Consider the following 23,340-nt stretch of genomic DNA (forward strand, 5'->3'; position numbering starts at 1 on the left):
GGAGGTCGCATTCCGATGAGGTTGCGGCCTTTCGTAGCTGTCTTAGTATAATTGGGGGGTGTCAGCTAGTGGCAAGAATACCATCAGAGGTCATCGATCGGATCCGGAATTCTGTAGATATTAGTGATGTGATAGGTCATTATGTTCAACTCCATCAATCTGGTAAGGGATTCGTTGGTCTTTGTCCATTTCACGAGGAACGGACTCCTTCCTTTAACGTTAATATACAAAAGCAATTTTATTATTGCTTTGGTTGTGGTCGCGGTGGAAACGTATTCCAGTTTTTAATGGAATTAAAACATATTCCGTTTACTGAAGCTGTTGAGGAAGTGGCCCAATTAGCTAATATTGAGATGCCGTCTCAATATCTTGATAATAATAGTAAGGATAATAAGCAGAAAAGTGATACCCCTAACGGCAAATTAATGATGATACATGAAGAGGCCGCTAAATTGTACCACCATGTCCTTTTAAATACCCCAGCTGGAGCTCAGGCATTGAAGTACTTAAAAGGGCGGGGAATGACTGATGAGCTTATTAATGATTTTAATCTTGGCTTTGCGCCTGAGCAGCGAATTTTAAAGCCATTTTTAACCCAGAAAGTTAATGATTACCAGCTGTTAAGAAAATCGGGGTTGTTTGTTGAAAATAATGAAGGAGAACTACATGATCGCTTTGTTGGCCGTGTAATGTACCCTCTTCGAAATCAATATGGTCGAGTAATTGGCTTTTCTGGTCGAGTAATTGGTAAAGTTCCAGAAGATACACCAAAATATTTAAATAGTCCTGAAACACCCATTTTTAATAAGCGACGAACCCTCTTCAATTTTGACGTTGCTCGAAAAGAAGCACGACAGGCATCAAAGATTTACCTGTTTGAAGGATTTATGGATGTTATTTCTGCTTATGCTGCGGGCGTCAAAAATGGGGTTGCCTCAATGGGAACCAGTTTAACAGAGGAACAAGTAGCAGTTCTTGGTCGTGCAGTTAACCAAGTTGATATTTGTTATGATGGTGATTCAGCTGGGCAGAACGCGATTGATCGGGCAATCAGCCTTTTTCATGATCACCAGCCGCGGGGGATGCAATTACGGGTCGTCCAATTGCCAGCTGGTGTTGATCCTGACGAGTATGTTCAGCAAAATGGTGCTACAAAATTTAGTAAGTACCTAGTTGATCAGGAAGAAACAGTAGTTGACTTTTATTTGCGTTTCTACCGGATAAATAAGAACCTTAATAATCAGAACGAGTTGATTTCTTATTTGGATCAATCACTGAAACTACTTGCAACCCTGCCATCTTCATTAGAACAAGATATGTACCTTACAAAACTGGCAAAAGAGTTTGACCTTGATAAGGAAACGTTAAAAAGCCAGCTAGTGGAGGTTAGCCATCGCTTAGGAATTAAGGGGCATTTTCCCTTGCGTTCTGCCAGTTCTGTACAAGTTCAACCAGTTGTTAGCCATACTGTTCAGCGGCAAAAAAAGGTTAATCGGACTGAGTTAGCTGAGCAGCTATTATTAAGATACATGTTTCACGATCAAGAAGTATGGGACCATGTGACAGCAATAAATAATTTTCACTTTGCACATGAGCGCTATCAAACGTTATACTTATTAGCGGAGGGTTATTTTTCTGAACATGGTGAGTATTCGGCTGCAAGACTAATGGATTATCTAAAGGAAGATAGTCTTCGTTCAACATTGGGTCAAATTGAACAATTAAATGTTGATGAAGTTGTAGATATGCAATTAATTGATGACTGTATTCAACTGATTCAAAAACAAATCCCACTATCGCAGAAGATTAAAGAACTACAGTCGCAGATTAGGGAAGCAAGTTCACTAAACAATAATGAGTTAGCAACTCAACTAACAATGGAATTGATAAAACTATTAAAAAAGCAACAAGAATTAAAAGCGGAGGAGACCAATTAATATGGCAAAAAGTAAAAAGAAAGAAATCATCATTTCAAATAGTGATAACTTCGATCAAAAAAAGTATGATACCGCTGTTGGTAAATTAATTCGTACTTATAAGAAGCGTAAGCACATTAAGTATAGCGATTTAACAGAACTTGTTGCAAAGCCATTTGAATTGAATGCCGATGGGATCGATAACCTACTTCAAAACGTCGAAGATTCAGGAATTAGTGTTGTTGATGAGAATGGTGATCCAGATCCTCGAGCATTAAAGGCAACCGAAAAATTATCCCAAAAGGCAATGAAGGATACTTCTGCACCAACTGGGGTTAAGATTAACGATCCTGTTCGGATGTATTTAAAGGAAATTGGTCGGGTTAATCTCTTGAGTGCTGACGAAGAAGTAGCTTTGGCATTACGAATTGAACAAGGAGACGAAGAGGCTAAGCAAGAACTTGCTGAAGCTAACTTGCGGTTAGTTGTTTCAATTGCTAAACGGTATGTTGGTCGGGGAATGCAATTCCTTGACTTAATTCAAGAAGGGAACATGGGTCTGATGAAGGCCGTTGAAAAGTTCGATTACCGGCGTGGATTCAAATTCTCAACCTATGCTACTTGGTGGATCCGTCAGGCGATTACTCGGGCAATTGCCGACCAAGCTCGGACAATTCGGATTCCAGTCCACATGGTAGAAACAATTAATAAATTGATTCGGATCCAACGGCAGTTGCTTCAGGATCTAGGTCGTGAACCATTACCAGAAGAAATTGGTGCCGAGATGGACATGCCAACTGAAAAGGTAAGAAACATCCTTAAGATCGCTCAAGAACCGGTTTCTCTTGAAACGCCAATTGGTGAAGAGGATGATTCACACTTAGGTGATTTCATTGAAGACCAGGATGCAACTAGTCCAGCTGATCATGCTGCTTATGAAATGATGAAGAAGCAACTAGAAAACGTTCTCGATACGTTAACGGATCGGGAAGAAAATGTGTTACGTCTTCGCTTTGGACTTGATGATGGTCGGACCAGAACATTGGAGGAAGTCGGGAAAGTCTTTGGAGTTACCCGTGAACGGATCCGGCAAATTGAAGCAAAGGCATTGCGGAAGTTACGCCACCCATCACGGTCTAAGCAATTAAAGGATTTCTTGGAATAATTATGTGAAAGAGACTCAGGCTTGGGTCTCTTTTTAGTTTAAACAAAAAATATGGTGGTTATATTTGAATTTATTTTAGAGTTACCTTATTTTATTAATTATTCTTAAATAAATACTTATTAAATTAAATAATTATAAGAAAACGATTAAAGGAATCTTGACTTAAGGGTAGTAAACAAAGTAAACTTAAATTGTTTAAGTTTTAAATGATTTTACTTAATTTTCTTTATAATGTGTGTTTTTTAACAAGGAGGAACCGTCGTTATGCCAGAATTAGCTAAAGATCTGACAGGTACTATCAATCATAAATTAGCAGCCACTTCCCCTTCAGGGATTCGTGCGTTTGACCGCTCAGTTTCTAAGATTCCTGGGATTATTAAATTGACCCTTGGAGAACCAGATATGAATACTCCGGAACACGTTAAGCAGGCAGCAATTAAGAGTATTCAAGATAATGATTCTCATTATGCACCACAAATGGGTAAACCGGAATTATTGAAAGCAATTTCTGGCTATATCAAGCGAACCCGTGGTGTTGATTATGATCCAGAAAATGAAGTTGTGGTAACGGTTGGTGCGACTGAAGCATTAGCAGCAACCCTGTTTTCCTTATTAAATACTGGTGACAAGGTAATCATTCCAACACCGGTGTTTGCACTCTACTTCCCCTTAGTAGCAATGACTGGTGCAACGCCAATTCAGGTTGATACATCTGCTGATGGCTTTGTTTTAACTCCAGAGAAGCTTGAAGAAGTATTGCAAAAGGAAGGCCACGGTGTACGAGCGGTTCTCTTGAATTATCCAAGTAATCCAACTGGTCGTGAATATCCGGAAGAAACTTTGAAGGGGTTAGCAAAAGTAATTGAAAAACACCACTTATATGCAATTGCTGATGAGATTTATAGTGACCTTGTTTATGGTGTTGATCACTACTCATTGGCTTCAATTATCCCTAACCGAACGATCTTTATTTCTGGATTGTCAAAGTCTCATGCAATGACTGGTTATCGGTTAGGCTATGTGGCTGGTCCGCAAGAGATTATTGCAAGTATTGGTAAAATGCACGCCTTCCTTGTAACCACCGTTACGGACAATGTTCAGGCAGCAGCTGTCGAAGCATTGAATAATGGTCAAGATGATCCGGTTGAATTCCGCAAGATCTACGAAAAGCGTCGTGATTTTGTAACTGCTGGTTTACGTGATCTTGGTTTTGAAATGTCAACGCCAGAAGGAGCATTTTACATCTTTGCAAAGATTCCGGAAGCATTTGGTAAGGATGACGTTAAATTTGCTACTGAATTAGCCCATCAAGCTAAGGTTGGTGTTACTCCGGGAAGTGCTTTTGGTGCTGGTGGTGAAGGCTATGTTCGTCTTTCATACGCATCTTCAGACGAGGACCTTCATGAAGCGCTTAATCGGATTGGTAAATTTGTAAAAGAACTAAATTAGAAAAGATGGAGGGAGAGCAATGAAGTCGGGATTGACTTTGTTGTGAACCTCCTCTTTTTTTAAACATTTGCTATACTTAATGTATAAAGAAATGTTGAGAGGAAATGGTAGAGAGTGGATGCGCAAAACTTATCCCAACGCTTAGAAACTGTAGCTGAATTTGTCCCTAAAGGAGCGCGAGTAGCAGATATTGGATCTGATCATGGCTACTTACCAGCGGCATTAGCCTTGCAGAAACAAATTACTTATGCGGTTGCAGGTGAAGTTGTAAAGGGCCCCTACGAAAATGCTGTACATGAGATTCAAAAATTAAACTTGGCTAATATTATTCAAGCACGACTAGCAGATGGATTAGCTGCAATTGAAGATGCCGATCGGATCGATACAATTACGATTGCAGGAATGGGGGGAGCATTAATTACCCAAATTCTTGATGCCCACCCCGAAAAATTGGCTAATGTGTCCCGTTTGATATTACAGCCGAACGTTGGTGAGGCTCGCTTAAGAACGTGGCTGATGGATCACCAATTCCAAATTATGGCTGAAAAAATGATTGCTGAAGATGGCCACATTTATGAAGTGATTGTTGCTGAATCATCAATTGTTCCTTTTCGTTATAGTAAGTACGAACTGACTTTTGGGCCGTTTTTACTTGAGGCACATTCTCCGGTGTTTGATGAGAAATGGCATGGTGAACTACAGCGACAGAAAATGGTGCTTCAACAAATGAGCCATGCCAGTCAACCACCGGTTAAGAAAATTCACCAACAGGAGGAATACATAGCTTTAATAGAGGAGGCGTTAAATAATGACGACAGGTAATGAATTGATTCACCGCTTTGAACAATTTGCTAGTCCAAAATTGGCAGAAAGTTGGGATAATCCGGGACTTCAATTAGGGAATCCTGATAAACCGATTGAGCGGTTGATGACAACGTTGGATGTCCGTCCAGAAGTTGCGCAGGAAGCAATTGAACAGGATGTGGATTTTATCTTTGCCCACCATCCAGTTATGTTTCATCCGGCAAAGAATCTTGACACTCGGATCCCACAAAATGAAATGTATGCCCAGTTGCTTAGCCATGGAATCACAGTTTATGCTGCCCATACTAATTTAGATACAGCAAATGGGGGGATGAATGATTGGTTGGCTAGTCAATTACGGTTAACTAATACGGAACGTCTGATTGAGGCTGGTCTTGACCCAGTATCACAAAAAGAAGTTGGGATGGGCCGGATTGGAACGTTAAATGGTTCGATGAATGCTAAGGAATTTGCCCAGTACTGTATGCGGATCTTTGGCATTAAGGGCCTTCGTTGGCTTGTTGCTCCATCAGATATGGACAAACCAATTCATCGAGTAGCGGTCCTTGGTGGGGCTGGTCAAGACTTCTGGCAAGCAGCGGTTGATAAGGGAGCAGATGCGTATGTCACCGGTGATGTCACTTATCACTTTGCACATGATATGCTTGCTAACCATTTAACTGTAATTGATCCTGGACATCATATTGAGGCAATTTGTGAACCACGATTAGCTGAGCTATTTGATCAATGGAAGAAAGAAAATAACTGGGATTTTGAGATTATTCGAAACCAGCTAAATACCGATCCATTTAATTTTATGTTGAATAATGAAGGGAAGAATTAATAATGACAGAAGAAAAATATGAAGGCTTATTACCCCGCTTTTTAAAGTACGTAAAGACAGAAACACGCTCTAACCCTGATTCAGACACTATTCCGTCTGATCCCAAGGAAACAGCGTTCTTGAATGAATTAGCGGCTGAGCTAAAGGAATTAGGGTTAAGCAATGTTCATATTAACCCTCAATCCTCCTACCTATTTGCCACCATCCCAAGTAATTTGGATCATGAAGTGCCAACAATTGGTTATATTTCACATGTTGATACAGCAGACTTTAATGCACATAACGTTAACCCACAGATTGTTGAAAATTATGATGGTAAAAGTGATATTCAATTAGATGAAGATGGTAAATATGTATTATCAACCACGGAATTCCCTAACCTAAAGAATTACCAAGGGGATACGTTAATTACCACTGATGGTTCAACACTACTGGGTGCTGACGATAAATCAGGAGTAGCCGAAATTATGACAATGGCTGCATACTACATGAATCATCCGGAGATTAAGCATGGTGAAATCAAGATTGGTTTAGGTCCAGATGAAGAAATTGGTACCGGTGCTGATCACTTTGATGTTGACGACTTTGGTGCTGACTTTGCCTATACTGTTGACGGTGGCCCATTAGGTGAGCTAGAATACGAAACCTTTAACGCTGCTCAAGCAGAAATAGAAATTTCCGGAAAGGATGTTCATACTGGAGTAGCTAAGGGAACCATGGTTAACGCTATCCAGGTTGCCATTGATCTCCATAACAGTTTACCAGCCCATGAGCGTGCTGAGCGGACTGAAGGTCGGGAAGGGTTCTTCCACTTGTATAAGTTTGATGGAACTGTTGACCATGCGCGGATGGTTTACCTTATTCGTGATCATGATCGGGAAACTTTCGAAGAACGAAAGAATCTGCTTGAACGGATTGTCGACGGTCTTAATAATGAGCTAGGTAGCAAACGGATCAACATGAACCTTTATGATCAATACTATAACCTTAAAGATGCGCTTAAAGGAAAGATGGAATCGGTTGAAATTGCTAAAAAGGCAATGAAAGACTTGAACATTAAGCCAGTAATTTACCCGGTTCGTGGTGGAACTGATGGTTCAACAATTTCTTATAAGGGATTACCAACACCAAACCTGTTTGCTGGTGGTGAAAACATGCACAGCAGATTTGAATACGTTTCCCTACAGACGATGGAAAAGGCATTGGATGTTCTTCTTAAGATTAATGAATTAAATAGTCAGAATAATTAATAATTATTTATTAAAGGAACTTGGCGGAAGTTATGTTTGCTTTCTGTAAAGTTCCTTTTTGTTTTAACTGATGTAAATACTTTTTACTCTAGAGATCATGATTGAGTTTAAACTTGCATTCAAATGAATAGTTCGGTAAGATAGCAACTGTTCTTAATGATAATGATTACTCTTAAAGGAGAAGAGAATGAAAAAATACTTCATTGGTGTGAGTGGCCTTGTTAGTTTATTACTTGTAATTTTAGCGTTATCATTTATCCCCTTCAAAACGCTTAATACTGAAAAAAAACCAATTCGGGTAATTACTGGTTTAAACTTCTACGGAGAGGTTGCTCAACAGATTGCTGGAAAGTACGGGAAAGTAACGTCATTAATTGATAATGCATCGGTTGATCCTCATGATTATCAGCCAGGGACGGCGCAGGCAAAACAGGTTGAGGATGCAAATGTCGTTATTGAAAATGGCTTGGGTTATGATGAATGGTTAAATAAAATTGCTCATTCAGATAGCCAGCATCACGCACAGAAAGTGGTAAATGTTGGTCATTTAATGGGTAAACAAACCGGGCAAAATGAGCACTTGTGGTATGAACCATCAACGATGAAAAGACTAGCACGGGACTTAGCTGTCCAATACGGAAAATTGGATCCAAATCACCAAAGCTATTACCAAAAGAATGCGCAAAAATACATTGACTCATTAAAACCATTGGAACAGGAAATTGCTAAAATTAAAGCAAACGTTAGTCCAGAAAATAATAGAGTTGCAGTCAGTGAACCGGTATTTGATTACGCATTAACGGCTTTAGGCTACCAAGTAGTAGATCAACACTTTGAAAAAGCCATTGAAGACGGTAACGATCCATCACCACAAGATATTCAACAACTGCAATCTGCAATTAAAAATCATGAAATTGCGTTTTTCGTTGAAAATTCCCAAACGAGTGATCACGTTGTTAATGGTTTGGTAAAGCTCGCACGTAAACACCATGTTCCGGTGTTAAAAGTAACGGAAATCAAGCCTAATAGTGCCAAGTCTTATCAAGAGTGGATGCTTTCACAATATCGGGCACTATCACGAATTCAGCAGGGAGAGAAGTAGAATGTCAATTGTCACAGTTAACGATTTAACAGTTGCTTATGGTAACCATCAGGTAATTCATGATTTAAGTTTTAATATTAATCAGGGAGATTTTTTAGTAGTAATCGGCGAAAATGGGGTCGGAAAAACAACTCTTGTTCGGTCGATGCTGGGCTTTATTAAGCCACAAAAAGGCGAAATAATAATTAATCCGCAAACAAGAATCGGTTATGTTCCTCAATTTCGGAATATTGATCAGGAATACCCCCTTTCAATCCGTGATTTTATAGCATTGAATGTTCCTCATAGTTTCCTTCCCTGGCTAAAAAAGGATGAACGTCAACGGGTAAACCAGGTAATTAGCGAGACAAACTTACAAAAAATTGCTGACCGTCTCCTTGGCTTGGCCTCTGGTGGTGAGAAGCAGCGGGCGTACTTGGCTCAAGCCCTGCTTCCTAACCCGGGACTGTTAATTTTGGATGAGTCAACTGCAAGTTTGGATAATGAGATGAAATATGAGCTATTAGATTTAGTTACTCGTTTTCAACAACAGGGACTTAGCGTGATGTTTGTAACCCATGACTGGGAACTAGCTCAACATTATGGAACTCGCTTTCTTCAGATGACAGGGGATGGGTACTTAACGGGGACGATCAATGAACTTCCCCAACCAGAAAAGGAGGTTAAGTAATGTTAGAACTAAGTTTTATGCGCCATGCCTTTATTGCCAGTACTTTTATTGCCATTGTTAGTGGCTTTGTTGGCGTCTTTGTTGTTGCAAGGAATCTTTCATTTCTGACTCATACACTATCTGAAATTGGCTTTGCTGGCGGTGCGTTTGCGGTCTTCGTTGGCTGGCCGGTTCTTAATGGGATGATCCTCTTTACAATGCTTAGCTCAATTCTTGTTGGTCAAATGAGTATTAAAGAATCGCGTCGTGAAGCAGTTACTAGTGCTGTTTCGGCTCTTTTTATTGGCCTTGGAATCCTTTTTCTTTCTTTGAGCAGTAAAAATGCTAGCTCGGCAACTAATATTCTTTTTGGGAGTGTTGTGGGGATAAATTTAGGTGAAGTTTGGCAACTAATTTATTTATCAATCATTGTTATTTTGGTAATTTTTGCAACTTATCGGCAACTTAAATTTACTTCGTTTGATGCAGTTGGAGCACGGGTGAGTGGACTTAATGCTACATTGTATTCCGTTATCTTTTTGGTTATTTTAGCGTTAAGCGTGAGTGTCGCGGCTCAAATTGTTGGTTCACTCTTAATTTTTATCCTTTTAACTCTACCGGCAGCTAGTGCAAAATACTTTACTCATGGGGTTGCTAAGATGATTGGGTTAGCGATCCTCTTTTCACTTTTAGGAACTTGGTTAGGACTGCTCCTTGGTTATTTAACTAATTGGCCAGTCAGTTTCTTTATTGCGGTGATTGAAGTTATAATTTATTGCAGTGCTTTAATTAAACAAAAGATGAGTGGAGTTGAATAAAAAAGAACCAGGAAATTGCTTTCCTGGTTCTTTTTTTATTCTTTCTTTTTTTAAGAATTAGTTTCTTGATGGATCAGCTTTTCGTGTGATGAAGTATACACAGTTAGCAGCAACTAAGCCGAAGACAACGGCCAAAATACCGGTTAATAGGTAATCTGGTGTCATTGTTTCTAGTTGACTATCAATGTAAGCTAAGATCTCACCTAAGATGAGAGCAATAACACCACCACCGATGTTTGCTTCTAATAGTTTCACTCGGAACATCTCCTTATCCATCTCAATTAAAATAATTTTAACACTTACTAAATAATCCTGCTAGCCCTACACAGCATAATTTAACAACATTTGCTATAATTTCTTAATGAAAGGGGGATGAATGAAGGTGAATTTTGCACCGCTTCAAGTAAAAAGTAGCTATTCACTGTTAAGAAGTCCAATTCGGATAAAGAAATTGGTTACGGCTGCTAAAGAACGTGGCTATTCAGCGCTTGCGTTGACTGATAAAAATGTTTTATATGGTGCTGTTGATTTTTATAATGCTGCTAAAGAAGTTGGAATAAAACCAATTATTGGCTTGCAATTGACGATTACATTAAATAACGTTGACGGGACTAACTTAGAATTAGTTTTTTTGGCTAAGAACAAGGCAGGTTATAAGAACCTAATGGAACTTTCTACTCTTCAGCAGACAAGTAATCGTGAACAGTTGCCATTATCATTTGATCAGATTAAATCATTTCTTTCTTCACTTTATGTTATTATTCCACCACAATCCACGGTATTTAGTTGGTTAAAGGCCGATGACACAGTTATTCAGCTTTTACGTGATACGACAGATCAGGATAGCCTTCTTTTAGGAACTAATCCCCAATTAGATCAAATTCAACGGTCAACGTTAAGTCAATTAGCGATAAACCATTCCTTAGAGCTTGTAGGAGTGAGTCCCGTTGAATATTTGAATGCAGATGATTTGTTTGCCACTAAGGTCCTTCATGCAATTGACGCGAATGTTCAGTTAGATAATGTGGAAACCAATGCAAGAAAGCTAGGCAATCACTACCTTCGTACCCAGGCAGATGTTTTATCTGCTTACCAAAGAGTAAAACTTGACCAGGCAGCTGCGAAGACAGTAGAAATTGCAAAAAATTGCAACCTTGACTTTGAATTTAAACAACCAATTCTGCCACATTTTAGTACCCCTGAAGGACAATCAGCGGCTGAATATCTTCGACACTTGTGTATTGAGGGATTGAAGAAACGGCGGATTGCTCCAGGCTTGAAATTAAGTGATTATCAACAACGTCTGACAAAGGAATTAAAAGTGATTCATAAGATGGGATTTGACGATTACTTCCTAATTGTTTGGGATGTTATGCGATTTGCCCACCGGAAAAAAATAACAACGGATCCGGGAAGGGGTTCAGCGGCTGGCTCTTTGGTAGCTTATGCCTTAGCAATTACCGATGTTGATCCCTTACAGTACCATCTGTTATTTGAACGTTTTCTTAATCCTGAGCGAGCACAGATGCCGGATATTGATTTGGACATTCCTGATAACCGACGTGGTGAAGTTCTTGACTATGTCCACCAAAAGTACGGGCATCAACGTGTTGCCCAGATTATCACTTTTGGTACCCTTGCGGCTAAGCAAGTTATTCGTGATGTGAGTCGGGTATTTGGCTTAAATCGCTATGCAGTTAATGAACTTGCTAGTGCCATTCCTCATGGCCTCCACGTCACATTAGCAGAGGGATTAAAAGAATCACAACGTTTGCAAAACCTGCTTAGTGATCATCCAGAATACCAATTATTGTATAAGATCGCTCAAAAGTTAGAGGGTCTTCCCCGACATTATTCGATTCATGCTGCTGGGGTAGTATTATCCGAAAGCCCGCTTCATGAGATTGTTCCTCTCCAGAACGGGAGTGAGGGACTATTAATGACGCAGTTTCCTAAGGATACGGTTGAAGCCTTGGGACTACTAAAGATGGACTTTCTGGGATTACGGAACCTGTCGATCATGGATAATACCCTAAAATTAATTCGACAGCAGCAGCCGGACTTTAATCTTTCTACGATTTCATTAAATGATCCCAAGACATTAGCCCTCTTTCAACGCGGATCAACCGATGGCGTATTCCAATTTGAATCAGCGGGGATTAGAGAAGTGCTGATAAATCTTCACCCAGATGATTTTGAAGATATTGTTGCTGTTAACGCTCTTTACCGTCCAGGACCGTTGGAAAATATTCCTCATTTTATTGCTCGTAAACGGGGAGAAGAAACATACCAATTACCAGATTCTTCGCTAGAGCCTATTTTGGGTTCAACATACGGGATCTTAGTTTATCAGGAACAAGTTATGCAACTGGCTTCAGCGATGGCTGGCTTTAGTTTGGGTGAAGCCGATCTGTTACGTCGTGCGATGAGTAAGAAAAAGCAGGCGACGATGGAAGGAATGCGTGCTAAGTTCTTAAATGGTGCACAGGCTAATGGGTATACAGAAGATTTGGCAGAGCAGGTATTTAATTATATTGATCAGTTCGCTAATTATGGTTTTAATAGATCACATGCAGTTGCCTATTCAAAGATGGCTTTCCAGATGGCATATCTAAAAGCTAATTATCCGGGAGAGTTCTTTACCGCGTTAATGAACGCTGAGCCAAATGTTGATAAATTAAAGGCACACGTTCAAGATGCGCGTCAGTTTGGGGTTGAACTTGTCGGTCCACGCATCAACCAAAGTCAAGCTAGTTTTTCACTCAATAACGGTCAATTATATTTTGGCTTAGCATCAGTTAAGGGACTGCGTCGAGACTTAATTCGAGAAATCATTCAAGAGCGCAAGCAAAACGGTCCGTATAAGGATATTCGAAACTTCATTTCTCGATTGGCTAGTAAGTGGCAGAAGAGTGAGCTAATTGAACCACTCATCTATGCCGGAGCGTTTGATGGATTAGGCTATAACCGGGCCGAGATGATTAACGCTTTGCCAATGTTAATCTCCGGAATTCAACTATTCGGCAGTACTGATGAACTTGAAGGTGATCCGGCATTACAATCAACCATTGCTTCCCGCCAAGAATATCCACTTACGGAACGCTTAGTAAAGGAAAATGAATATTTAGGGGTTTATCTTTCTGGACACCCTGTAGCCCAATATAAAGGACTAATGATGAGATATAATGTCCAGTCTGCTAGTCAACTCCATCCTGGCCAAAATGTTACAGTTTTAGTGCTAATTAACCATGCTAGAACGATTTATACGAAGAAGAATCATCGACAAATGGCATTCTTATCAGGAACCGACCAAACCGGTGAAATTAAGGTAACGGTTTTTCCCCGTCAGTTTGATCGTTACCAAGAACTATTACAAAATAATCGCGTAGTAATGGTTAGTGGCTATGCAGAGCAACGTAAAGGGCATGGCCTCCAAATTATTGCTGACCGAATTTGGGATGCAAAGCGGCTACGTCAACAACAACTGACTACTCAGCAACGGTGGTTTTTGCGAATTTTACCCCAAAATAACACCGAACAAATTCATCAGCAGCTTTATCAATTTATGGCAGCTCATCGAGGACCAATTCCAGTTATCATTTATTATCCGGAAAATGACCAAAAAAGGATTCTGCCACAATTACGGTGGCTAAATTCAAAGGATGAGACATACCAGGGATTAATCCAAATTCTGGGAAAGGGAAACGTGGTCCTCCAAAAGCTATCTTGATATTTGTCAAAAATTAATACTTAATGAGATTTATTAAATGATAGCGTTTTCTCAACATCTTTTCGTAAAAAACTACAGACACAGATTTTGAAAAGTGCTATCATAAGGCTGTGCAAATGAGGTATGCAAATGCAAACCGCAGTTGATGCATAAATGCAAAGGAGAGATTCATTTATGAAGAAAACCAAGATTGTAAGTACACTTGGTCCTGCAAGTACAGATGTTGACACCATCGTTAAGTTGATTAATGCTGGTGCAAATATTTTCCGGTTTAACTTCTCACACGGTGACCACCCAGAACACTTGGGACGGATGGAAAACGTTAAGAAGGCGCAAGAAATTACTGGTAAGCACGTTGGTTTAATGCTTGATACCAAGGGTGCTGAAATTCGGACTACTGTTGAAAAGGAAGGCAAAATCAACTTTAAGATCGGTGACAAGGTTCGTATTTCCATGGATCCTTCAATTGAAGGTACCCACGAAAAGATCGCTGTTACTTACCCAGGCCTTTATGACGATACTCATGTTGGTGGCCACGTTCTTTTCGATGATGGCCTTATTGACATGTTAATCGATGAAAAGGATGAAGAACACAAGGAACTTGTTTGCCACGTCCTTAACAATGGTGTTCTTGGTTCTCGGAAGGGTGTTAACGCTCCTGGTGTTTCTATCAACTTGCCAGGAATTACTGAAAAGGATAGCAGTGATATTCGTTTCGGTTTGGACAACAACATTAACTACATCTCAGCTTCATTCGTTCGTAAGGCTCAAGATGTTCTTGATATTCGTGAACTCCTTAAGGAAAAGAACATGGAAGATGTTCAAATCTTCCCTAAGATCGAATCACAAGAAGGTATCGACAACTTCGAAGAAATCATTGAAGTTTCTGATGGTTTAATGGTTCCTCGTGGTGACATGGGTGTTGAAATTCCTGCTGAAAATGTGCCAATCGTTCAAAAGCACATGATCAAGCGTTGTAATGAATTAGGTAAGCCAGTTATTACTGCTACCCAAATGCTTGATTCAATGCAAGAAAACCCTCGTCCAACTCGTGCCGAAGTTTCTGACGTTGCTAACGCTGTCTTTGATGGTACTGATGCCACTATGCTTTCTGGTGAAAGTGCTAACGGTGATTACCCTGTTAAGTCAGTTGCAATGATGAACGCTATCGATATCAAGGCTGAAAACCACCTTTGGGAATTCGGTACTGAAAAGTTTGACTGGGACAAGTCAGACGTTACCGAAACTATCGGTTCAGCTGTTGCTAATGCAGCTAAGGACTTAGACATTCACACCATTGTTGCCTACACTGCTTCAGGCTACACTGCTAAGATGATTTCTAAGTACCGTCCTAACGCTGATATCGTTGCTCTTACTCCTAATGAACGGGTAGAACGCGGTCTTATGATCAACTGGGGTGTTCAACCATACGTTGTTGACGAAATGAAGAACACTGATAAAATGTTCGACTTGGCTGCCAAGAAGGCTGTAGAACTTGGCTTTGCTAAGAAGGGTGACAAGATCATCGTTGTTGCCGGTGTACCTCTAGGTGTTAAGGGTGCTACTAACATGATGCGGATTAAGACTATTGACTAATTAAGTCTTATGAAACTATCAAATTAATTAAAAGCTCTTGTGGAATTCCACGAGAGCTTTTGTTTTTCATAATACTAGTAAAATCACGCTGAGCCGTGTAAAATTAATTATTAGTAATTATGAAATCGGATTAATGAAAGTGGGATTATTTAATGAATTCAGCATTAGGAAAAGTTGTTACAGCAGTAATGATTGATGAAAATGAAAATGATTACTTTGTCCAACCTGACCGGAATGGGCAAACGTACCGGCTTCCCAAGGATGAAAGTCCCCAAGTTTTACATATTGGAGGTCAGGTTCGCGGCTTTGTTTATGAAAATGAGGATCACCAACTTCAAATGACGTGTAAGTATATTCCAACGGTCCAGGTTGATCATTATGATTATGGAACAGTGGTCAGTGTGCGGCGAGATCTTGGGGTATTTGTAGATATTGGTTTGCCAAATAAAGATATTGCAGTATCATTAGATGATTTGCCATCACTAAAGCACCTTTGGCCTCAACCCGGTGATCGACTTCTCCTTTCTTTGCAGGTTGATGATAAAGATCGAATTTGGGGGAAGCTTGCTGATGATCAAATTTACCAAGCTATTTCTGTTGCTCCTAATAAACGCCTTTTAAATCGTGATACTTATGCAACTGTTTACCGATTAAAGATGAGCGGTACTTTTGTGTTAACTGATGGTTACCATCTTGGTTATATTCACCCAAGCGAACGTGAGCAAGAACCGCGGCTTGGACAACGAGTAAAGGCACGGGTAATTGGCCTTTCATCTCATGGCGGTCTGAATCTCTCCTTAAAGCCACGGGCATACCAGGCAATTAGTGAAGATGCCCAAATGCTCCTGGCTATGTTGGAGCATAATCAAAATCGTCGGTTGCCATATACTGATAAAACTGATCCAACTGTGATTCGCGAGGTCTTTGGAATTAGTAAGGGACAATTTAAACGGGCAATTGGTCACCTATTAAAAGCTGGGCTAGTAAAAGAAGAGGACGGTCAATTAATCCTCCTTGAAAAGAAGAATGATAATGCTGGAAACGATTGATCGCTTTATTGATTACCTAGTAACTCAAAAGGGGCGCTCGCATAATACATGTCAAAGTTATCGCCATGACTTAAAAATGTGTGTTGCTTTTTTTGAAGCCAACGGAATTGGAAGTTGGCAAAATGTTGACCAATACGCTGTAATTAACCTGATTGCTAAACTGAAACAGGAACACCGTGCTAGTACGACGATTAATCGGACAATTTCTAGTCTTCGTCAACTCTTTCGTTATCTCTTGCGTCGGCATGAAATTCAGTTAAACCCCATGGACTATGTTGATCATGAACATGTGGCACCAAAGAAGCCTCCGATTATATTATCTCAAAAAGAAATTGAACAATTATTTATGATTCCCGATACGACTACTACTAATGGCTTGCGTGATCGGACATTATTAGAATTAATGTATGGAACGGGAATGTTAGTTAGTGAATTGATTAACCTCAAGCGCTCACAGGTTCATCTTGATTTACAAATTCTTCAGCTCCAGGATAATCCCCATCATCAGCGAATTGTTCCTTTAGGAAAGATTGCAGGTGAATGGCTTAAAAAGTACCTGGAGACTACGGCTGATATTTCCAGTGAGTATGTTTTCTTAAATGCTCGTGGTCATCAGATGACGCGGCAGGGAGTCTGGAAGAACTTTAAAATGATTGTTAAGAAATCAGGATTGAAAAAGGACATTACTCTTCAAACCCTCCGCCATACTTTCATTGCTGATCTATTGAATAATGGTGCTAGTTGGCAGGTAGTCCAGACGCTTCTAGGGAGAGAAAGTGGACGAGAAAATTATAAATCATATGTTCATTTTGATTCACAGGAATTAGTGACGATTTATCGCCAATGTCACCCACGAGCATAAAATCTCAGGGAGGAAAAAATGTTAGTTCGATACCGAAAAGACTATGAGAAAATTGCAATGGGACTTTTATCCTTCCTCCCAGAATTACGTGATTATGACCAGCTTGCTGATGCAATTAAATTTTCTTTGGATCAGAATTATCAGATCTATCTCTGGAAGGATACAGAAGATAATCATTTTATTGGAATTATTGTTATCGAAGTCGGTAAGGAATATGTCTTGGTCCGCCATATATCATTTACACCAACTGATCGTTCCGGAAAAAATGTTTATGCATTGTTAACGGCAGTTCACGAACAATATCGTGAACGAAGATTGATGGGGACATTAAAGACTCAACCGCTAATTTCAAATTGGGAGCGAAACAATGAAAAGTGAACAAGAAGTAATTCCACGCTATCCCTTTCAACCAACACTTAAGATTGGTAGCTTTGAGGGACCACTTGATCTTTTACTCCATTTAATTCGGCAATCAAAAATGGATATTTATGATATCCAAATTGAGGAGATTACACAACAATACTTTGATTATTTAAGAACGATGAAAAGTCACCAACTTGAGGTAGCTGGTGATTATTTTGTGATGGCCGCGACCTTGATGAATATTAAAAGCCGGTTGCTTCTTCCACAATCAGAGGAAGAGGTAGAGGAACAAAACGAAGAAAGTGTTGACCCACGGCAAGAACTAGTTGAACAGTTATTAGAATACCAACGTTACCGGAAGGCAGCTTCACATTTGAAAGATAAGGCTGATTTTCGGCAGGCAGAATATACTAGGCCAGCAATGCATGTTCCGGCTGAAATGATTGCTAAGCATGTTGAACCAGGGGTTACGTTAGGCCAACTTCAGCAAGCATTTGCCGATGTCCTTAAACGTCATCAGTTAACTTCTCCAGTTCACGAAACAGTGGCAGCGGAAAAAGTAAGTGTTGCCCAAAGGATGAACCAGGTTTTTGCAATCGTTAAACAGGCAGCTACGAGGTTTGATGACTTATTTATTGGAAAACGGACCCGTGATGAATTGGTTACAACGTTTTTAGCAATTTTGGAATTAACTAAACATCAAGCAATCGCTGTACACCAGGAAAAATTATTTGGACCAATTATTTTAGTGGAGGGATCAAAAGGTGAGCAATACCGAGCCAACCAACCTAGCGAAGATTGAAGGGTTACTCTTTATTAGTGGGGATGAAGGAATAACTTTAGGAGATCTCGCAAAAATTACTGGTTTCATGAAACCAGCTGTACTGGAACTACTAAAAAGATTAAAGGAAAGGTATGAAGGTGAGTCTGACTCTGCATTAGTTTTATTAAATAGTGGTGATACATACCGCTTAGCAACTAAGCATAAACTATCACCAGTGATTAAGCACTATTTTGAGGTGCCTTTAACGATTCCTTTGACACGGGTATTATTAGAAGTCCTAGCAATTATTGCCTATCGTCAACCAATTACTCGTTTGGAAATTGATGATATCCGTGGAGTTCAAAGTTCTGCTTCATTACAAAAATTAATGGCCCGTGGATTGATCAGTACCCATGGCCGATTAGAAGCACCAGGGAGACCATTCTTATATGTGACAACGGATAGTTTTTTAGATTACTTCGGCTTATCCTCATTAAAAGAATTGCCACCCTTGGCTGAACAAGAAGATCTTGATTTAGATAATCTGGATGGTGACTTATTTTTAGAAGCTTTACAGGCACGACAAAAACAACAGGAGGAGCAAAATGGAACGTCTACAAAAGGTAATGGCTGAAGCAGGAGTCGCATCTCGCCGGGCTTCTGAGAAATTAATCGCTAGTGGCCATGTTCAGGTTAATGGGAAGACAGTAACGGAGATGGGGATTAAAGTTAGTGAACACGATGAAGTGATTGTCGATGGTGTCCCCCTTCATCGTGAAGCCCATGTTTACTACTTACTGAATAAGCCTCGTTCAGTAATTACGAGCGCTCATGATGATAAAGGGCGGCGGACAGTTGTTGATATCCTGAAGGAGGAAGGAATTGAAGAACGAGTATATCCTGTTGGAAGATTAGATTATGATACTACCGGGATTTTACTATTGACTAACGATGGCGACCTTGCCAACCGGTTAATGCACCCGAAATTTGAAGTTGAAAAGACATACATTGCAAAGGTTCGGGGAATTATTAATAATAATGATCTTAAGCAATTACGGGTCGGGGTAAAAGTTAATGGGCGATTGACGAAGAAGGCTAAAACTCGCCTAATCGAAACCGACCAGAAAAAGAAAACAAGCTTGGTTAAGTTAACCATTCATGAGGGACGTTATCATCAAGTAAAGTTGATGTTTGATGCAGTTCACTACCCCGTTATCAAGCTTCACCGTGAAAATTATGGTCCATTAGATCTTCATGGGCTCCAATCAGGCGAATTCCGAGAATTGAAACCTGATGAGGTTAAATTACTAAAGAAAATGAGTAAATAGTTATGATACCCGAGAAGGACTAGAAAACTAGGGAGTAAAAAACGGAAAACTACGGAATTTTACGGAATGTAGCATTTTGCCTTATCCTTGACAGACCACTAAATCCCGGGTATTATAATGGTGTAAAGTTTTATAGGAGTTGTCTTCAAGGCGCGGTGAAATTCCCGACCGGCGGTATAGCCCGCAACCCATTTCGATGGTTGATCTGGTTTGATTCCAGAGCCGACAGTATAGTCTGGTATGCAGAAGATTCTACTACATTTATTTAAACATGAATGAGAATGCACGTTGCTGACAACCTAGGTTAAGTGACGTGTTTTTTATGTTTAAATATTTTGAAGGCAATCTCGATAGGAGGTTGTTGTCGATGGTTACATCACATCAAAAAGTTCACCAAATGGTTGGTGTTAGTTGTTTAAGTGCATTAGCGTTTATTTTAATGCTATTTGAATTCCCGATTTTGCCAGTTGCTCCATACCTTAAAATGGATTTTTCGGATTTGCCGGTACTGATTGGTGGGTTTATTTATGGCCCAGCTGCCGGGGTAATGATTGCATTTTTGAAGTGTCTTATCCATGCTCTAACCCGTGGCTTTTCTGCTGGTGAGTTAGTTGGAATATTGGGCAATTTTCTTTCCTCACTAGCATTACTATTACCATTTTGCTGGGCTTGGAAACATAAGTCATGGTCATTTAAGCGTCAATTATGGCTAGGGGGAATTGCTTCTACAATTATCTTAGTTGTGGTTATGGCTCTATTAAACTGGTGGGTCTTAACTCCACTTTACATGGCCCTTTGGAACTGGAAATCAACACTACCAATTCCTGAATTAATTGCTGTTGGTGTTGTTCCTTTTAATTTAATTAAAGGTGTCCTCGTTTCGGCTGTGTTTGCGCTAATAGCTGTTCGACTAAAATCGTGGCTTAATCAAAAACGACTTGAAGGATAATTTGATATTAATAAGCGACCTTTATCTTTGCAATTTGTGAAGTTAAAGGTCGCTTTCTTGGTCTTTAGCAACTTTAAAATAATCACGTTTCTTTTCGGATCATTTTAAATTCTTTCCGTTATAATTAATTAGAGTGGAGAGTGAAAAATGGATAACTTATTAAGATTCTTTGATGAGCATCAGCCACGGCGGATTAGGGTAATTGAAAATACGTTAAAAAACCGGCGAACAGTATCGACGCTTTTCTGGGCTAAGCAATACGGACTTCTCAACTGGACGGGAGCTTACCGTTCATTAGAGCGTGAAGAATTTGATCATTCAATTAAGAGCTTGGTTAAAGATAACCTAATTCGTCTTGATTCAGCAGGGCAAGCACTTTTAACAACTTCCGGAGTGTTGAAACAGGAGAAATTAGTTGATGAAGAATATCAACCACATTTCTTTGACTGGTATTGGTTAGCTAATACACGACGAATTGAACAACGGTTACTTCTCGGTATCCAGGTTGTTTCTGAACTAACATACCATAATCGTTATTATGCACCGTTAACTAATGAATATCATGAACAACAAGTTGTTAAACGCTGGCTCTTTAATTGGCGTGGGAACATTGCTAAGCAGCTATTTAAGGAGCTTGAATTATTTGGTAATTCGCTAGAGAGTGTGGATGAACGATTAGTTAACTATTTCTTTTACTCACTAATTGGCCATCAGATAACTGGTAAAAACGAACTTCAATTTTGCCAGCAATTCCCCATTCCTAAGGGACAATTACCGATTATTAAGCAAGATGCCCTATTAGCAATTGCAGCTTTTGCTAATAGTTATCAAGGAGCATTAGCTCGGTTGTTAGAGGAGTTATTAGCACCAAGCCCGTTGAGTTATAGTGGTAACCAAACTCTATTACTCTACCAACGTGGTTATTCGATTACTCAAATTGCAAAAAGAAGAAGGATTAAGGAAAATACCGTTCGTGAGCATTTGTTAGAAGCAGCGATCGTTTATCCTGAGGCTATTGATTGGGAGCGACTTTTACCGGAGAATATCCGACTACAGTTGACTAAACAATATCATGGGCCAATCGATAAATGGAGATTTAATCCAGAGGCTGTTCCTGGTGGATCAGCAGCTTTTTATTATTTTCGTCTTTTTCAACTTTATCAGGAGAAAGTAAGGTAAATGATTAGTGATCATCAATTATTAGCAACGTTAAACGCTAAATTTGGCTTCTCGTCATTTCGTGATGGACAAAAAGAAACCGTTAAAGCAGTTTTGGAACATCAAGATACGCTTGCTGTTCTGCCAACTGGGGGTGGGAAATCACTTCTTTACCAATTGCCAGGGTATTTGCTTCCTGGCTGTGTACTAATCGTCTCGCCACTAATTTCATTAATGCAAGATCAAGTTGAACGCCTACATCGCTCCGGAGAGAAAAAGGTTCTAATGGTTAATAGTCAATTAACCGGTAAGAGTCGCCAGCAGGCAATTCAGCAACTTTCTTCATTTAAGTTTATCTTTACTTCGCCTGAGTCTCTTACTAATCCGGAGATTATTCAGGCGCTAAGGAAAACTAAAATTTCGCTATTTGTGGTTGACGAAGCCCATTGTATCTCACAATGGGGACCAGATTTTCGCCCTGAGTACCTTCTCCTTAGTGCGATTAGGAAGGACCTTGGTTCACCGACTACACTCCTGTTAACCGCAACCGCAACTCCAGAAGTACGACAAGATATTATCCAAAAAATGGGATTGGAAAAAGCGGCAGTTACTCAAGTGATTCGTTCCGTAAATCGTTCAAATATTTATTATGCTGTTGAGCGTTTCTTATCTGCAAACGAAAAGGGACAGTACTTGGTTGAGCTGGTTAGTCGATTAGCTGGCCCAGGAATTATTTATTTTGCTAGTCGAAAATTAGCAAGTCAATTTGCAGAAAAGTTAAATAAAGAAACCAATAAAAGCGTTGCCGCTTACCATGCGGGAATTGCACCGCTTGATCGGTACCGGTTGCAGCAGCAATTTATGGAAAATCAGATTCAGTTAATTTGTGCAACCAGCGCTTTTGGAATGGGAATTGACAAGGAAGATATTCGCTTTGTCATTCACTTCCATGAACCAGCAAACTTAGAAAGTTATGTTCAGGAAGTGGGACGAGCTGGTCGTGATGGTCAGCCAAGTTTGGCACTTCTCTTGTATTGCCCAGGGGATGAACGAATTCAGCGAACGCTAAATTATATTGACTTGCCAGAAAGTACGCTCTTAGAGGCAGTTAAGAACAAACAACAACCTGCTAGTGTACTGGGAGATAATCATGAACTATTTTCCTTTTACCTAAAGCATGGGTATGACGGGAAAATGATTATAAAAGCATTTAAAAAACGGCAGAAGAATTTAAGCAGTCATTTGGAATGGATGGCTCGTTATATAAACAATACGAAGATTTGCCGACGAAAAATGATATTAGATTATTTTGGTGAGCAGTTTGAACATCCACAGGGACCATGTTGTGATATTACTGAACCGACGTTAATTCAACGGTTTGAACACCATGACGATAAGACAACAAAAGGGCGACAGATAAGTGTGAAATTAGATTGGCAGGAACGACTTTATCAGTTACTTAATATTAATCACGATAAAGAAAACTAGACATTTAATGATTACTTGCGCTACAATCAGAATGTTAATTTTAAATGAAAAGGAGGG

Annotated in this window: 21 protein-coding genes and 1 riboswitch; of the genes, 20 read left to right on the forward strand and 1 reads right to left on the reverse strand. The window is 39.8% G+C overall.

The window, feature by feature from the left end; translation table 11 throughout:
• Positions 1–68: 68 nt before the first annotated feature.
• The 9 genes from dnaG (at position 69) to NFR46_RS03480 (ending at position 9,997) form a co-directional block, all read left to right on the forward strand.
• Positions 69–1,937 carry a DNA primase gene (dnaG, locus tag NFR46_RS03440; RefSeq protein WP_251574716.1) on the forward strand — a complete coding sequence of 623 codons (1,869 nt, stop codon included), beginning with the start codon at positions 69–71 and terminating at the stop codon, positions 1,935–1,937.
• 1 nt (position 1,938) lies between these two features.
• Entirely contained in the window at positions 1,939–3,081 is a 1,143-nt protein-coding gene (gene rpoD / locus NFR46_RS03445) for an RNA polymerase sigma factor RpoD (RefSeq protein ID WP_191683999.1), read from the forward strand.
• 264 nt (positions 3,082–3,345) lie between these two features.
• On the forward strand, positions 3,346–4,530 hold the full coding sequence (locus NFR46_RS03450) for an aminotransferase class I/II-fold pyridoxal phosphate-dependent enzyme (protein ID WP_251574721.1): 1,185 nt from the start codon (positions 3,346–3,348) through the stop codon (positions 4,528–4,530).
• 114 nt (positions 4,531–4,644) lie between these two features.
• Entirely contained in the window at positions 4,645–5,352 is a 708-nt protein-coding gene (locus NFR46_RS03455) for a tRNA (adenine(22)-N(1))-methyltransferase (RefSeq protein WP_251574724.1), read from the forward strand.
• Entirely contained in the window at positions 5,339–6,178 is an 840-nt protein-coding gene (locus tag NFR46_RS03460) for a Nif3-like dinuclear metal center hexameric protein (RefSeq protein ID WP_251574730.1), read from the forward strand. Before NFR46_RS03455 ends, NFR46_RS03460 begins: the two co-directional genes overlap by 14 nt.
• 2 nt (positions 6,179–6,180) lie before the next feature.
• Positions 6,181–7,428: a peptidase T gene (gene pepT / locus NFR46_RS03465; RefSeq protein ID WP_251574731.1), complete on the forward strand. Its 1,248-nt coding sequence runs from the start codon at positions 6,181–6,183 to the stop codon at positions 7,426–7,428.
• A 187-nt stretch (positions 7,429–7,615) separates the two neighbouring features.
• Positions 7,616–8,530, forward strand: a complete 915-nt coding sequence (locus tag NFR46_RS03470; protein WP_251574734.1) for a metal ABC transporter solute-binding protein, Zn/Mn family — start codon at positions 7,616–7,618, stop codon at positions 8,528–8,530.
• 1 nt (position 8,531) lies between these two features.
• The gene (locus NFR46_RS03475) at positions 8,532–9,200 is read left to right on the forward strand and encodes an ABC transporter ATP-binding protein (RefSeq protein ID WP_251574735.1); all 669 of its coding nucleotides are present in this window, start codon (positions 8,532–8,534) and stop codon (positions 9,198–9,200) included.
• A complete protein-coding gene (locus tag NFR46_RS03480) occupies positions 9,200–9,997 on the forward strand; it encodes a metal ABC transporter permease (RefSeq protein WP_251574736.1) in 798 nt (265 codons plus the stop codon). Before NFR46_RS03475 ends, NFR46_RS03480 begins: the two co-directional genes overlap by 1 nt.
• 57 nt (positions 9,998–10,054) lie before the next feature.
• Here NFR46_RS03480 and NFR46_RS03485 read toward each other — a convergent pair whose 3' ends face one another.
• On the reverse strand, positions 10,055–10,261 hold the full coding sequence (locus tag NFR46_RS03485) for a DUF2929 family protein (protein WP_225209518.1): 207 nt from the start codon (positions 10,259–10,261) through the stop codon (positions 10,055–10,057).
• A gap of 118 nt (positions 10,262–10,379) precedes the next feature.
• Between NFR46_RS03485 and dnaE the strand changes: the two genes are divergently transcribed.
• The 11 genes from dnaE to NFR46_RS03540 all read left to right on the forward strand — a co-directional run bounded on the left by dnaE (position 10,380) and on the right by NFR46_RS03540 (position 23,283).
• Positions 10,380–13,727 carry a DNA polymerase III subunit alpha gene (gene dnaE, locus NFR46_RS03490; protein WP_251574840.1) on the forward strand — a complete coding sequence of 1,116 codons (3,348 nt, stop codon included), beginning with the start codon at positions 10,380–10,382 and terminating at the stop codon, positions 13,725–13,727.
• Positions 13,728–13,901: 174 nt separating this feature from the next.
• Positions 13,902–15,323, forward strand: coding sequence for a pyruvate kinase (pyk, locus tag NFR46_RS03495; protein ID WP_251574737.1), 1,422 nt, complete (start codon positions 13,902–13,904; stop codon positions 15,321–15,323).
• A gap of 152 nt (positions 15,324–15,475) precedes the next feature.
• Positions 15,476–16,372 (forward strand): CvfB family protein, encoded by an 897-nt coding sequence (locus tag NFR46_RS03500; RefSeq protein WP_251574738.1) that lies wholly within the window; start codon positions 15,476–15,478, stop codon positions 16,370–16,372.
• Positions 16,356–17,234: a tyrosine-type recombinase/integrase gene (locus NFR46_RS03505; protein ID WP_251574740.1), complete on the forward strand. Its 879-nt coding sequence runs from the start codon at positions 16,356–16,358 to the stop codon at positions 17,232–17,234. The genes NFR46_RS03500 and NFR46_RS03505 overlap by 17 nt, the downstream gene beginning before the upstream one ends.
• Positions 17,235–17,252: 18 nt before the next feature.
• A complete protein-coding gene (locus NFR46_RS03510; RefSeq protein WP_251574742.1) occupies positions 17,253–17,612 on the forward strand; it encodes a reductase in 360 nt (119 codons plus the stop codon).
• A complete protein-coding gene (locus NFR46_RS03515; RefSeq protein WP_251574748.1) occupies positions 17,602–18,399 on the forward strand; it encodes a segregation and condensation protein A in 798 nt (265 codons plus the stop codon). The genes NFR46_RS03510 and NFR46_RS03515 overlap by 11 nt, the downstream gene beginning before the upstream one ends.
• On the forward strand, positions 18,362–18,994 hold the full coding sequence (gene scpB, locus NFR46_RS03520) for an SMC-Scp complex subunit ScpB (RefSeq protein ID WP_251574750.1): 633 nt from the start codon (positions 18,362–18,364) through the stop codon (positions 18,992–18,994). Before NFR46_RS03515 ends, scpB begins: the two co-directional genes overlap by 38 nt.
• Positions 18,966–19,688, forward strand: coding sequence for a pseudouridine synthase (locus NFR46_RS03525; RefSeq protein WP_251574751.1), 723 nt, complete (start codon positions 18,966–18,968; stop codon positions 19,686–19,688). Before scpB ends, NFR46_RS03525 begins: the two co-directional genes overlap by 29 nt.
• Before the next feature lie 137 nt (positions 19,689–19,825).
• Positions 19,826–19,943: riboswitch (FMN riboswitch) on the forward strand.
• A 112-nt stretch (positions 19,944–20,055) separates the two neighbouring features.
• Entirely contained in the window at positions 20,056–20,637 is a 582-nt protein-coding gene (locus NFR46_RS03530; RefSeq protein WP_251574753.1) for an ECF transporter S component, read from the forward strand.
• A gap of 147 nt (positions 20,638–20,784) precedes the next feature.
• Positions 20,785–21,816, forward strand: a complete 1,032-nt coding sequence (locus tag NFR46_RS03535; protein WP_251574755.1) for a helix-turn-helix domain-containing protein — start codon at positions 20,785–20,787, stop codon at positions 21,814–21,816.
• Positions 21,817–23,283: a RecQ family ATP-dependent DNA helicase gene (locus NFR46_RS03540; RefSeq protein WP_251574757.1), complete on the forward strand. Its 1,467-nt coding sequence runs from the start codon at positions 21,817–21,819 to the stop codon at positions 23,281–23,283.
• Positions 23,284–23,340: the final 57 nt, after the last annotated feature.

The sequence above is a fragment of the Limosilactobacillus agrestimuris genome, assembly GCF_943193105.1.
Classification (GTDB): Bacteria; Bacillota; Bacilli; order Lactobacillales; family Lactobacillaceae; genus Limosilactobacillus; species Limosilactobacillus agrestimuris.

Bases quoted from the DNA above. Each gene is read 5' to 3' on its own strand.
- rpoD (WP_191683999.1), top strand. From the start codon at position 1,939: ATGGCAAAAAGTAAAAAGAAAGAAATCATCATTTCAAATAGTGATAAC.
- NFR46_RS03450 (WP_251574721.1), top strand. From the start codon at position 3,346: ATGCCAGAATTAGCTAAAGATCTGACAGGTACTATCAATCATAAATTA.
- NFR46_RS03460 (WP_251574730.1), top strand. From the start codon at position 5,339: ATGACGACAGGTAATGAATTGATTCACCGCTTTGAACAATTTGCTAGT.
- pepT (WP_251574731.1), top strand. From the start codon at position 6,181: ATGACAGAAGAAAAATATGAAGGCTTATTACCCCGCTTTTTAAAGTAC.
- NFR46_RS03470 (WP_251574734.1), top strand. From the start codon at position 7,616: ATGAAAAAATACTTCATTGGTGTGAGTGGCCTTGTTAGTTTATTACTT.
- NFR46_RS03475 (WP_251574735.1), top strand. From the start codon at position 8,532: ATGTCAATTGTCACAGTTAACGATTTAACAGTTGCTTATGGTAACCAT.
- NFR46_RS03480 (WP_251574736.1), top strand. From the start codon at position 9,200: ATGTTAGAACTAAGTTTTATGCGCCATGCCTTTATTGCCAGTACTTTT.
- NFR46_RS03485 (WP_225209518.1), bottom strand. From the start codon at position 10,261: ATGTTCCGAGTGAAACTATTAGAAGCAAACATCGGTGGTGGTGTTATT.
- pyk (WP_251574737.1), top strand. From the start codon at position 13,902: ATGAAGAAAACCAAGATTGTAAGTACACTTGGTCCTGCAAGTACAGAT.
- NFR46_RS03500 (WP_251574738.1), top strand. From the start codon at position 15,476: ATGAATTCAGCATTAGGAAAAGTTGTTACAGCAGTAATGATTGATGAA.
- NFR46_RS03505 (WP_251574740.1), top strand. From the start codon at position 16,356: ATGCTGGAAACGATTGATCGCTTTATTGATTACCTAGTAACTCAAAAG.
- NFR46_RS03510 (WP_251574742.1), top strand. From the start codon at position 17,253: ATGTTAGTTCGATACCGAAAAGACTATGAGAAAATTGCAATGGGACTT.
- NFR46_RS03515 (WP_251574748.1), top strand. From the start codon at position 17,602: ATGAAAAGTGAACAAGAAGTAATTCCACGCTATCCCTTTCAACCAACA.
- NFR46_RS03525 (WP_251574751.1), top strand. From the start codon at position 18,966: ATGGAACGTCTACAAAAGGTAATGGCTGAAGCAGGAGTCGCATCTCGC.
- NFR46_RS03530 (WP_251574753.1), top strand. From the start codon at position 20,056: ATGGTTACATCACATCAAAAAGTTCACCAAATGGTTGGTGTTAGTTGT.
- NFR46_RS03535 (WP_251574755.1), top strand. From the start codon at position 20,785: ATGGATAACTTATTAAGATTCTTTGATGAGCATCAGCCACGGCGGATT.
- NFR46_RS03540 (WP_251574757.1), top strand. From the start codon at position 21,817: ATGATTAGTGATCATCAATTATTAGCAACGTTAAACGCTAAATTTGGC.